The organism is Staphylococcus sp. MI 10-1553 (genome assembly GCF_010365305.1).
Taxonomy (GTDB): domain Bacteria; phylum Bacillota; class Bacilli; order Staphylococcales; family Staphylococcaceae; genus Staphylococcus.
Genome location: NZ_CP048279.1, coordinates 53,186 through 65,537, shown reverse-complemented (window position 1 = coordinate 65,537; position 12,352 = coordinate 53,186). Strand labels below are relative to the sequence as shown.

The 12,352-nt window shown below is 33.2% G+C and carries 11 protein-coding genes; 2 read left to right on the top strand and 9 right to left on the bottom strand.

From position 1 onward, the window contains the following. Nucleotides 1-1,253: 1,253 nt before the first annotated feature. The 9 genes from GZH82_RS00300 to GZH82_RS00260 all read right to left on the bottom strand — a co-directional run bounded on the left by GZH82_RS00300 (nt 1,254) and on the right by GZH82_RS00260 (nt 9,216). Complete coding sequence (locus tag GZH82_RS00300; RefSeq protein WP_162680800.1) at nt 1,254-2,567, bottom strand: APC family permease; 1,314 nt, start codon at nt 2,565-2,567, stop codon at nt 1,254-1,256. Nucleotides 2,568-2,602: 35 nt separating this feature from the next. Then, entirely contained in the window at nt 2,603-3,643 is a 1,041-nt protein-coding gene (gene tdcB / locus GZH82_RS00295; RefSeq protein ID WP_162680799.1) for a bifunctional threonine ammonia-lyase/L-serine ammonia-lyase TdcB, read from the bottom strand. Between the two features lie 36 nt (nt 3,644-3,679). Further along, nucleotides 3,680-4,795, bottom strand: coding sequence for an alanine dehydrogenase (locus GZH82_RS00290; protein WP_162680798.1), 1,116 nt, complete (start codon nt 4,793-4,795; stop codon nt 3,680-3,682). A gap of 440 nt (nt 4,796-5,235) precedes the next feature. Next, nucleotides 5,236-5,457, bottom strand: coding sequence for a hypothetical protein (locus GZH82_RS00285; protein ID WP_162680797.1), 222 nt, complete (start codon nt 5,455-5,457; stop codon nt 5,236-5,238). Nucleotides 5,458-5,591: 134 nt separating this feature from the next. Next, a complete protein-coding gene (locus GZH82_RS00280; protein WP_162680796.1) occupies nt 5,592-5,822 on the bottom strand; it encodes a hypothetical protein in 231 nt (76 codons plus the stop codon). Between the two features lie 104 nt (nt 5,823-5,926). Further along, the gene (locus GZH82_RS00275; protein ID WP_343236263.1) at nt 5,927-7,111 is read right to left on the bottom strand and encodes a DUF418 domain-containing protein; all 1,185 of its coding nucleotides are present in this window, start codon (nt 7,109-7,111) and stop codon (nt 5,927-5,929) included. 546 nt (nt 7,112-7,657) lie between these two features. Then, complete coding sequence (locus GZH82_RS14015; protein WP_238989592.1) at nt 7,658-7,864, bottom strand: TIR domain-containing protein; 207 nt, start codon at nt 7,862-7,864, stop codon at nt 7,658-7,660. 397 nt (nt 7,865-8,261) lie between these two features. Beyond that, nucleotides 8,262-8,810 (bottom strand): NAD(P)H-dependent oxidoreductase, encoded by a 549-nt coding sequence (locus GZH82_RS00265; protein WP_162680794.1) that lies wholly within the window; start codon nt 8,808-8,810, stop codon nt 8,262-8,264. Next, complete coding sequence (locus tag GZH82_RS00260) at nt 8,803-9,216, bottom strand: MerR family transcriptional regulator (RefSeq protein ID WP_162680793.1); 414 nt, start codon at nt 9,214-9,216, stop codon at nt 8,803-8,805. Before GZH82_RS00260 ends, GZH82_RS00265 begins: the two co-directional genes overlap by 8 nt. Nucleotides 9,217-9,962: 746 nt before the next feature. On the opposite strand from GZH82_RS00260, the gene istA reads away from it, so the two are divergent. Both istA and GZH82_RS00250 read left to right on the top strand, forming a co-directional pair. Further along, nucleotides 9,963-11,498: an IS21 family transposase gene (gene istA / locus GZH82_RS00255; protein ID WP_162680792.1), complete on the top strand. Its 1,536-nt coding sequence runs from the start codon at nt 9,963-9,965 to the stop codon at nt 11,496-11,498. Next, on the top strand, nt 11,488-12,231 hold the full coding sequence (locus GZH82_RS00250) for an ATP-binding protein (protein ID WP_162680791.1): 744 nt from the start codon (nt 11,488-11,490) through the stop codon (nt 12,229-12,231). The genes istA and GZH82_RS00250 overlap by 11 nt, the downstream gene beginning before the upstream one ends. Nucleotides 12,232-12,352 lie beyond the last annotated feature (121 nt).

The following is a 12,352-nucleotide window of genomic DNA, read 5'->3' as shown; positions in this document are numbered from 1 at the left end:
TGTCTATCAGGCTATAACTCAATACATCTCTAGCATAGCACATACCTATAGGGGGTATGAAGTGTTGCAGTTTCATTTGATGTTATATTCGTATATCCTCACTCACAAAGTTGTCAAAAATAGCATTTTACCTTTATCAAATTTCCATAAACACTTTGTTATGTATATTTATAATATGTAGGTCAATTTATTAGAGATACAATTTATACAGAGCTATAATAAAAATGTAAATGTTAATAATAGAATAAAAGTTTCCAGCTGGCATTCATAAGTTTGCCATTTTTGATTCAACTTTTTTTGAAAGAAAGAATAAAAAGTTGGTGGTTGGAAATGAGTCATGTTTTATTATCTTTTGTCATGGAAACTTGTCGTTGTCATGAGACAAAATGTAACCGAGTATAGAGTGAACTTGAGACGAATTATGAGTGATTTTTATGTTAGGGGTATTTGTTGATTTGCGAAAATGTTTACAAGCAAATGGTGTGGCTCTGTGTGAGTCTGGAGACGTTTTATGCCGAGAAAACTTTTGGTTGGAATATGCTATGTGTCGGTTCCAACCAAAAGGAAATTGAAATAAAAGTTTTAAATTTCCGTTTTCCTACACCTTAACCTTGCCCTAAACACATAACACAGTATTAAAAAGTCCTTTATGTTAGATACATTATCATTTTTAAGCATAAATGGTATCAATTTTATGCTTTTGCATTTCTATCTAACCAATGTTATAAATCAATTAACAAGAATTCTAGCATGAATGCACCAATCCCCTCACTTTGCCGAGTGAGGGGATTTTTTAGGTGTGGCTATCATCATTGCGATATGTCTTATTTTTTGACGCTTACATCAGGTTTTTTATACATGTAATTTTGGCACATCATTCCACATCCTATCATGAGACTTTACTATAAATATGGTTATTATTAATCAATATCAATTATAAAAAAGGCAAAAACAAAATTAAAACTTAAAAATTGTCGTGACTTAATTGAGCATTTGAGTCAAAATCACTGCTCCCCTCACAAAATCAACGTCTCTCAGATAATGAGATATCGATGTCAAAAACCAGCCTTCAATGAAAAGTATGTATCAAGAGAGAAGACCATGCGATAGCTCAATTGTCCCTCAATATATGAAAATATGTATCAAAAATAAACACAACAGAAAAAATCCGAGACATTTCGCTATGCATTACGAAAGTCTCGGACGCATTGTAGTCGTGTCAAAATTTTATAAGTAAAGTGTTATTTGTATGATTAATGTTTTTTCTGATAATAGTAAATCGGAATACCTAACATTGTGACCCCGATTCCAATGATTGCAAGAAGGGGTTGGGTGAATAATGTATTCAGCAAGACAAACGTGCCTGCTAGCAATGCAATCACAGGTATGACGGGATACAATGGTACTTTATATGGACGATGTAATTCTGGCTCTCGTTTTCTAAGAATCAATACCGCTAAGAAAGCCATACAATAAAATGTCCATATGACAAATATCAACATATTCGTAATCGTGTCAAAAGCACCTAATAACATCATGATTACAGCGATGACAATTTGAATCATGCCACCGAGCCATGGTGTCCGTGAAGGTAATAAGTCTAAAAATAAACGCTTGAATGGCAGTTGGTTACGTTCTGCCATAGCATAAGGAATACGCATGCCGGTCATTGTATAGCCGTTCATGGTGCCATATACAGAAATTAAAATACCAATCGTGACTAATTTTCCGCCCCCTGCACCGAATAAAATTGAAGATGCTTCGCTTGCGGCATTTAAGTTACCTTCAATTTGGTGAATTGGGAGTGTCATTAAAAAAGTAGCATTAATGAGTAAATATACGACCATGACAAGACCGATACCGAGCGTAATAGCACCTGGTAAGTCTTTTTTAGGATTTTTCATTTCCCCGGCAATATTACCAACATGAATCCAACCATCATACGCAAACATTGTCGCAAGAAGACCTGCACCAATCGCTTCAAACCAACTCGAATTTGTACCATTAACAACGGGAAAGAGAGAAAATGATACGTCACTCGTATGAAAGAAGCCAATAATGACAATAAGTGCAATAGGTATCAACTTAATAACAAGCGTAATGGATTGTAAAGTCCCGCCTGCTTTAGATCCTAAAAAGTTAATCAGTAATATCGAAACGGCACTTAAGATTGCGATAGGTAATAACAATGATGTCGATAAATGAAATAAATTAATGATTTGCATCCCAAAAATAATGGCTAATGCAGCGATATTAGCTGGAAAGTAAATAAACGCTTGCGCCCAGCCTGATAAAAATCCCCAAAAGTCGCCATAAGTGTATTCGATATACTTAGTGAGTCCTCCAGTTTCAGGAATGGCTGCAGCAAGTTCAGCACCTGTCAAACCGGCACAAATGGTCATGATACCGCCAAGCAACCAAACAAAGAGTGCCATACTCGTTGAACCGGTCACTTCCGTCACACTTGAAGTTTTGAAAAATACACCTGCGCCAATGACTGATCCCATGACAAGTGAAAGCGATGCAAAAAAGCCGATGTTTTTCTTTAGAGATGTATTTGTACTCATTGCTGTTGCCTCCATTTCATTCCATAGATGATGGGCTAACCGACCACACCTTCACTCGTATCAGCAGGTTTCAATAAATCATCAATAATATGTGAAACGCGTGTGAGGTCAACATTACCCCCAGATACTAAAGCGACGATGTTTTTGCCTTTAATCCAACGTGGGTCGATTTTACCACATAATAGTGCAGCAGTTGGTAATGCCCCTGCACCTTCTGTAATGATTTTAGTACGTTGCATTAAATGACGCATGGCATTTGCAATTTCATCTTCTGAAACTAATACAAATTCATCGACTAATTTTTCAACAACGGCATATGTTTTATGACCAGGAATGGTGACTTCAGTGCCATCTGCAATGGTATGTGCTGTAAATTGTGACGTCATTTGGCCTTCTTTGATTGATTCTGCCATACCGTGAACATTTTCAGATTGCACACCGATAATATGAATAGATGGATTAAATGATTTTAAAGCCGTTGCCAAGCCAGCAATCAAACCACCACCGCCGACAGGTACCACAACGGTATCAATGTCCCAAATTTGATCTAATATTTCTAAACCGATCGTACCTTGACCCGCCATCACTTCAACATCATCATAAGGGTGCACAATCGTTTTACCTGTTTCCGCTGCCAGTTGTTCCATATACAGGCGAGAGTCATTAAACGTTTCTCCTTTAAGGATGACCTCTGCACCATAACCACGCGTCGCTTCTTGTTTAGAAATCGGTGCTTCTTCAGGCATGACAACCGTTGCATCAATACCGAGCAGTTGTCCTGTCAACGCGAGACCTTGCGCATGATTCCCCGCTGAAGCAGTGATGATACCTTTCGCTTTTTGTTCATCTGTTAAGTGTAAGATTTTATTGAGTGCGCCTCTAAATTTGAACGATCCGGTGTATTGCATGTTCTCAAGTTTTAAATAAACGTTACCACCTGTAATATTGTTACTTAAAAACATTGATTTAATGAGCGGTGTTTCACGTACATAATCTTGAATTTTCATTTTAGCTTCTTTAATGTCATGTATATTACAATATTTTTCAGTTTGTATCATTACAGCATTTGTTGCCATCACGATCATCCTCTTTTCAAATTGATGTTGTACGAACTAGATTAAGTCTTCTAACTTTTCATAAGGCATATCATGTGATTGTGCTAAACCTTGATTTGTAATGTGTCCTTGATAAATATTCACACCAGAGGCTAAGACTGGACTTTCTTTAATTGCGCGTTCGATGCCTTTATTGCTAATTTCTGATAGGAAGTCAATGTTCCCCGCTGCCAACACCATTGTAGATGTGCGCGGTACAGCACCAGGTTGGTTAGGCACCGCATAATGAATGACCCCATCTTCAACATAAATCGGATTACTAATTGTTGTTGGGTGAATGCCTTCAACAGTTCCGCCTTGGTCAATCGCAATATCTACAAGCACAGAACCTTTTTTCATGCTACGTACCATATCTTTAGTGACCAGTTTAGGTGGTTTAGAACCTGGAATTAAAATCGTTGAAATAAACACATCCGCCGTTTTGATTTCTCGAGCTAAATTAGCTTCGTTAGATTTCACAACAGTTACATTGTCGTTTTTAAAATGTGCTTCAAGCCACGCAATACGTTCATCTTTTAATTCAATGATCACGACTTCTGCTTGTAAACCTAACGCAATCGTCGCCGCATTGACACCCGCAGAACCACCACCGAAAATCACCACTTTACCAGACGGAATACCCGAAATCGCATCAATACCAGAAATTAAAATCCCTTCGCCTTGATGTTGCGCCTCTAAGTAATACGCACCCATTAACATCGAACGGCGTCCAGCAATCGCGCTCATCGGTTCTAATAAAATGGCTTTCCCATCTTGTTCAATCGTTTCTCCGCCAATAGCTGTCACACCCGCTTGTTGCATCATCTCAACTGTCTTTTTAGATGACGCCAAATGTTGGAAGCCCCAAATCACTTGGCCTTTTTTGAAATATTGAAACTCGCTTTCGTGAGGCTCTTTCACTTTAATCATTAAATCCGCTTCCCAACACTTTTCATGTGAAACAAGTGTCGCACCCGCATTTTCATAGGCTTCATTCGTAAAACCAGAACCTATGCCTGCATCATGTTCCACATATACTTCATGTCCTTGATCTTTAAGAATTTTAGCATTTTCAGGTGTACAGCCTACACGTCCTTCACCCGGCTTTAATTCTTTAACAATACCAATTTTCATGTTAAACACTCCTTGTTAGGTCATTGAAACTGTATTTTAATTTCAATGCTAAATATATCTTATTGAAAATTAAAAAAGCATTATGAAGTGTCTATAGCTATAGAGTTTGTGAATTAATTCACTAACATGTTAGCTTCAAATTTAGCTAAAGTCAATTGAAAATGCAATAAATTCAAAATGAAAATATTATTAAAATAATCTGAACATTACAACTTTTATTTAAGGTTTCGTTAAGATTGAGGGGATTGTAAGTAGCAGATACATCTATCATACGAGAAACATTACGACACATACTACTATGTCGGGGGGAGTCTAAGGGGAGTCTTGTTTTCTAGGTAGCATCATAGTTACAGGCATTGACAGCAACTTAAAATTTCATTGGTGGTCATCAATTCAAGGAACAAGATTTTGATGCGTTGCCATTGATTTGATGCATCGTTCTAACTCAAAATAAAGAAGCGACCTATAAAAAGATCGCTAACTGAACTTAACTTTTTTTTCAAATTAATGATACCTACTATAACCTGTACAAAAGCAATGATAAAACTTAACAAATACCCTGCATCAAAAACAAAGTAAAATAGGACAAATCCAAGAATTCTTATAACGATTAAAATGATATTAAAAATTTTATTATTGGCTATTTGAGGTTTTTCAAACATTCTTCACACCTCATACAAAAACTTGCTGTAGCACCAGACATACCACAGTACAGTGCTTAAAATGATAATAGAAAACATCATTTTTGATATGTTACTTTGAAGGACGTCTATTTTTTAATTTAATGTATGATGAGCTAATCTTCCTCAAATAGATTAGTAATTTCAACTGTTAGCTTCTTTTCTTCAGCATTGATCGTATACGTATTACTATAACCACTTTTGGCAATTTTAAGCTCATTGTTAACTTCTTTAATTAACGCCGCTATATCGTTGTCTTTATCTAAAATAACAACGGACTTGTCATTTTTTAGTATTTCATAGGCATCTTTATATTTAACAACAATGTTCCAACCATTAAATTCCAATGATATTCACCTTCTTATAGAGTGTATGATTTTCTTCAATGAGGTATGCGCACAATTATTCTGAACAAAGACGTCATCTTTTCGTTTATTTCGGCCTACTCATTCTATTTCCATCGTTGTTTCTTAAATGTCCAATATGTAAACACTCTTAAAACATATTCCAGCGGGCCATAACGTAAATACTTCTGATACCAAAATGCGATGACCATTTGAATTAAAAATAAAATGATAAAAAAAACGACACTGTAAAGGAGTGTATCTTTTCCAAATTGGCCGAGACCAAAGCCGTAAAATATCAATACACCGATGATACTTTGCATAATATAAAACGTGAGTGACATCTTTCCTAGACTTTCTAAGCCCCGAAAAATAATATGTCGAGAATGGTTTTGATACAGATATTTAAAAAGTGCCATATAACATATTGCTAGGAAAAGGCCGAAAACAAAATTAAATGTATCTGTAATATTTTCATTATCAAACCACAAATAGCTTGATTTGAGCAGTAAAACTACCGGCGTTAAGTAGACAAACAGTTTGTTCGACCAAAAATCATTCGCATCTTTTTCAAACCAACCGATTTTCGAGAAATAGATACCGATACCAAAAACCAAACTCTCAAAGATAATCACACCTAAAATGAGAAGACCAGGAGAAATCCCAAACATCGCTTTTAATTGTTCAAAATATGGATCATTGTTATCAGGTGACTTATTAATAATTTCGCTATAACTCCCTTGTTGATACAAATCTTTTGTCTCTTGAACAAAGGTTTCTTCCTTATATGTGTCATGCGGTACGTTTGTGTCATCGAAAAAGGAAAATACAAGCATTATGATAAACGTAATCGCAACAAGAACTGTTTCCCATTTAAAGAAGCTTTTATTAAGTGAAATAAAAGGAATGAGAAACATCATAGAAAGCGCATAACCACTTAAAATATCTCCTTCCCATATCCATATCGCATGCATCGTACCAATCACAAATAGAAGAAAAGCTCTTCGATAAAGCTTAATTCTCGGACGTTTTATATTTTTACGCTTCATCGATTGATACATTTTATCCAATGAAAAACCGAACAATATCGCAAATATAGGCATGAAACTACCTTCAATGAATATTTTAATAAAATGAAAAGTACCTGTATTCACTGTATTTAAACGATAAAATTCTATGTATTCTTTCCCTGCAAGACCATATTGAAAGATTAATAAATTCGCTAAAAAAATCCCTAATAAACTCAAACCTCTTAATGCATCAGCTACTCTAATCCTCTGCAATTTTTTCACCTCATCGTGTATCTTAACATAAATCACCATCAATTTATCGACTTTTCAAAATAATAGCATTTAATTTTAATGTATTATGATTTCGACTAAGTTTGGGTTAATGAATACAACGCGGTAGCATGTACTGTAGCTTGATTAATTGGACTTATAAGGGGGCTGCTGTCTATTTCTTTAAATCCTTACATTTTTCCGAGCAGAATAAATGAGATGGTATAGTAATTAATCAGGGAATTAAAAATGTAGGAAAACAGCACTTTTATTTGGCTATTTTCCTACATTTTATAACCGCCATTTACACATGACCTACTATCGTTGCCAATAAATCATCCATTTCAGTGTTAAATTGTTTAGAATCTTTTTCATGGTATAAGGCTGTCCAAACACTACCTTTAAGGAAATTAGGTATATAGTCTTTATCCTCTTCGTTTAATAATATGGGTAAAAATCTTTCTTTACTAATACTTCTTAAAATATTAATCAGACATTAATCTCGCTTCATGCCCACTCCCTCCTATTCTTTTATCTGTATTTTCTTTATAACGTTTACTACAAATTACTAATACAAAGTCTGATTGTTGAATTCCTGTTCACAAAATGCGGTAATTCTTGTCCTTTATTTACATGCCATTTATCAAATTTTATATTTAATTCTTTATATTCTTCCAACATTTCTACTAGATCAACTACTTTTTCATCCCACACGTATGAAATAAAGATTTTTTCTCCATTTTTATCTCTTCTTTGTAATTTCATCAATTATTATTTGTATCAATTATTTTCAATTCTATTATCTCACAATCACACTTATTTGATACGATATATTAATCTCCTAAAAAGAGCAGATTAGATAGTGATACAAATAAGAATTAAGGATTTACTTAGCTTTACGTATTAAGAGATGACTTATGTGAAGATTAAATTTATTCGATCAAACAGCTTTGTCGATACAACGGAAGTATTTAAACGAAAATTCTTAAGAAGTAACTCTCTATCAATTATGATATACTTCTGCGTATCGTTTAAGAGTGCGGTTTTTAACAATGCTTATATCTTTATTACTACATATACAATGAAAATTCAGTTTTGATAAGAAACTAGCTCAGTTTAAATTTTTTGGATTTTCACAATTACATATCATTACTTATCTCCTTCAACTTAAATTTCGAACTATAATATTAATTTTTTTATCATTATTTTCGATTGTATTTTTACTTCTATTTAAATTATCAAGATGGTATGTTGAAATTTTATATATTCCAGCAAGGTTTAATGGATATTTAAGTACATGGTATCCCATTCGTTTTTTTAATCTATGGAATATTTCTGGACCGCCTTGTGTATACAATATTATTGCCGTTTTATCTTTCCATAATCCCTTTTTAAAATACTTCTTACGCTTAAAGCTAAATTCATTTTCTGGCCAAAATGCTTGGTCTATAAAGCTTTTCATTATCGGGGGCACATTGAACCAATATAGTGGATAAATAAAAATTAATGTCTCTGATTCATTTAAAGCATTAATTATATATTGTTGCTGTTTTGTGGGTTCTGAATAGTAACCATTTTCCAATACTATTGGAATTTCCATTTTTTGCAAATTAAATATATGTAAATCATTTTTATCTAACTTCCTTAAAATTGCCTGATATAACTCAAAGCATACTCCTGACTGATTACCTCCGTATATGATACTAATCATTATGTTCTCTCCTTTGATTGAGTTCTTTTAAAATTGTTTCTTTATTTAGTTCATATTGGTAATCTTTAGTTAATTCATGAATTTTTTTAAGCTTATTCAATATAAATATTTGGTTATTCAACTCATCTTCTTTTTCTTGAATCATTTTATTTATATACTCTACAGAATCGTTGTTACATCCTTGTGTTGTCGGCTTGTGAAACAATTCAATGATATATTTCATATCCTTTAATTCTATATCTAATGCTTTTAAATCCATAATCATTTTCAAATTTATCATAGTCGTATCGTCGAAATACCGATATTGGTTTGTGTCTCTCGGTATTTTGATTAAGCCAATTTTTTCATAGTATCTGATTTGTGATTTAGCGATATTTAGTTTTTTAGAAACTTCATCAATTCTCATCTAACTCAACCCCCTTATTTTAAAATCTATCATTAAACATTGCTTTAAAGTCAATTATTCTCTAATATCTAATATGTATTATTGGTTATTTATTATTGTTGACAGAGCGCCTTAAATTTAGATGATGCAGAGAGGTGGCATTTACGGAGTATTGTAGTTATGAGGTTGCTGTGCTATCTATTTCTTTAAGGCTTTATACTATTTTAAAGGGCTGGAGATTGTACGGTATAGTAATTAGTTAAGGTAATTAAAAATGTAGGAAAACAGCACTTTTATTTGTCCATTTCCCTATCCTATTTAGTAACTATTTGCAATAAAATTTTTAATTATTTTTTTCTAACCCAAATATTAATAACCCAATTACAACTGGTAGCAAAATGGGTAGAAAAAGTGATCCAATTAAAAACACCAATATCATAACTAACCAAAATGAGGCTATTTTATAATTTCCGAATGTCAAAATTCTTCCTCCTTTATTAAAGATACATAATCACATTAAATAATAGATAAAATACACTAGAGAAATAGCCTTTAGAAAACTATCATGAAAACAACGCTCTAACAGTACCATAAAAACGCAGTAAATGAGACCACCCAAATCGCATTTTCCAGTCGCATTAAAAACGCTAATTTGATACCACCTGAATAAACTCCTTACTGGAGTTTATTTTTTTACGCTTATTACTACTTTTTAATGATATAAAAATACTTGTACACTTTGTACAAATTTTTTTTGGAGGGATTTTATGCCTAATTATTTAGAAATTATTAGACTACATGAGTTGTCATTTAGTCAAAGGAAGATTTGTGAAAGCGTGGGTTCAGGTAGGACTTTGGTAAAACGAACAATTGATATTGCTAAGGAAAATCAATTATCGTATCAGATATTAAGAAATTGGGACATAGGAAGAATATCAGATATGTTTGATGTTAGAAAAAATCAATCAAAAATGAAATTTAAAGATAATGATTTTACGATGCCTGACTATAAAGAGCTTTCAAAATCATTATCCCAACCTGGTGTTACTATGAAATTACTTTGGGAGGAGTATGTGCATGCTTGTCGTTTAAATAATAGGGCTTACTATCAATTAACTCAGTTCAGAAAGTACTTTAATGAATACTTATCAAAACAATCTTTTTCAGAAATAATTCGTCATAAAGCTGGAGAAAGAGTTGAAGTTGATTGGGCTGGTTCTAAAATCCGTTGGATTGATCCTACAACAGGTGAAGTTATTTATGGGTATTTGTTCGTTGCTGTCTTACCTTTCAGTGGATATGCATTCGCCTATGGTTGTACCGATATGAAACAAGAAAATTGGATAAATGCACATGTGGAAATGTTTAATTATTTTAGAGGTGTTCCTACTTTACTTGTATCAGATAACTTAAAAACAGGAGTGATTAAAAACTCAAAAACAGGTATCATACTTAACCGTAGTTATGAGGATTTAGCCACTCACTTTAGAACAATCATAATGCCAACACGCGTTCGTAAACCAAAAGATAAAGCTACAGTAGAAAATACTGTTAAGCAATTAACAACTTATATCATTGCCAAGATGAGAAACTATCAATGTTTCAGTATAGAACAATATAACAATCTCCTGCTAGCAGAATTAGAGAAATTCAATAAGAAACCTTTTCAAAAGAAAAAAGGATCTAGATTTTCCTTGTTCGAAGAACATGAACGCAGTGCACTTCAGAGTTTACCAGCCTGTAAATATGAATTCTGTGAGTATAAAACAGCTAAAGTTTTTGCTAACTCACATATAACATATAAGAAGCATAACTATTCTGTTCCTCATCAATATATTGGCGATACTGTTCAACTTAAAATTTCAAAAAATACTATTAAGATATATAAAAATGAAACATTATTATGCGAACATTCAACTCTATATAAACATCCTGGTGGCTATACTTCTATTAACGACCACTTTCCTACTAATAGTAGCACACATGGTGAGTGGAACAGTAAGAGATATTTAAAATGGGCATCTAGAATCGGACCTAATACAAGAATTGTTGTGGAGAAAATGTTCGAGGAAGGTCCTGAGCAGCGTCACTATAAAAGAGTTCATTCCTTATTAAAATTGGCAGACAAATATACAGATCGCACTCTGGATAATGCCTGCCTAATCTCCTTAGAGAAATCAATGAATCCTGGATTTAACTTAATAAAAAATATATTATCAAGTGGAGCTTTCCAATTAAATTCTAACAGCGGTAATGCTCCTGAACAATCATTTTTAAGAGGAGCTAATTACTATGATAAATAATAAAGAAAGATTAAGTAACCTAACAAGATTATTAAGAGAAATGAAAATGTCTGTTATGGCAGATCATTTAAGTGATATCTATACTAATCAAAGTAATCAAAACCTATCCACTTTAGATATATTAGAAAAAATAATAATAGAAGAATCAGATACTAGATTAAGGAATAAAAAAGAGAGATATAGAAAAGCTGCGAATTTATCTGTGATTAATGCAAGATTAGAGAATTTAATCTATTCATCCAAAAGAAAATTGAAACCTGAAACGATTGAACAGCTATCTACTAATGACTATATTCTTTACAATAATAATGTCATTATTCAGGGCGCCACCGGCACTGGCAAAAGCTATCTAGCCTGCGCATTAATCAACCACGCAATTGACAATGGACATACAGGGTTATTTTTTAGAATGACTGATTTACTAAGTAAATTACAACAAGCTGAATATAATAATACGTTGGATAGATTATTAAAGAAACTTGGAAGAGCTGATATTTTAGTAATTGATGATTTCTTATTAACTAATACAACTGAACAAGAACAAAAGTATTTAATGGAAGTGTTTGAAATAAGAAGCCGCGAAAAGTCATTAATACTTTGTTCGCAAATGACTTCTGTAGAATGGCATAAGAAATTAGGCGGTGGAGCCATCGCAGATGCGATTTTAGATAGAGCTGTATCAAAGTCATATAAAATATTTTTAGAGGGTGAATCATTGAGAAAAATTAAATAGTAGTACTGGTACCAAATGGCCGATTTATGTGGTACTGAAAAACGCGATTTACATGGTCCCGTAAATCGCGTTTTTATGGTTCTATTAGCGCGTCGTATGCAACTATCAATTACATAAACAC

Excerpts from the sequence above, each read along its gene's own strand:
- GZH82_RS00300 (WP_162680800.1), bottom strand. The coding sequence starts at position 2,567 with ATGAGTACAAATACATCTCTAAAGAAAAACATCGGCTTTTTTGCATCG.
- tdcB (WP_162680799.1), bottom strand. The coding sequence starts at position 3,643 with ATGGCAACAAATGCTGTAATGATACAAACTGAAAAATATTGTAATATA.
- GZH82_RS00290 (WP_162680798.1), bottom strand. The coding sequence starts at position 4,795 with ATGAAAATTGGTATTGTTAAAGAATTAAAGCCGGGTGAAGGACGTGTA.
- GZH82_RS00285 (WP_162680797.1), bottom strand. The coding sequence starts at position 5,457 with ATGTTTGAAAAACCTCAAATAGCCAATAATAAAATTTTTAATATCATT.
- GZH82_RS14015 (WP_238989592.1), bottom strand. The coding sequence starts at position 7,864 with ATGAAATTACAAAGAAGAGATAAAAATGGAGAAAAAATCTTTATTTCA.
- GZH82_RS00265 (WP_162680794.1), bottom strand. The coding sequence starts at position 8,810 with ATGATTAGTATCATATACGGAGGTAATCAGTCAGGAGTATGCTTTGAG.
- GZH82_RS00260 (WP_162680793.1), bottom strand. The coding sequence starts at position 9,216 with ATGAGAATTGATGAAGTTTCTAAAAAACTAAATATCGCTAAATCACAA.
- istA (WP_162680792.1), top strand. The coding sequence starts at position 9,963 with ATGCCTAATTATTTAGAAATTATTAGACTACATGAGTTGTCATTTAGT.
- GZH82_RS00250 (WP_162680791.1), top strand. The coding sequence starts at position 11,488 with ATGATAAATAATAAAGAAAGATTAAGTAACCTAACAAGATTATTAAGA.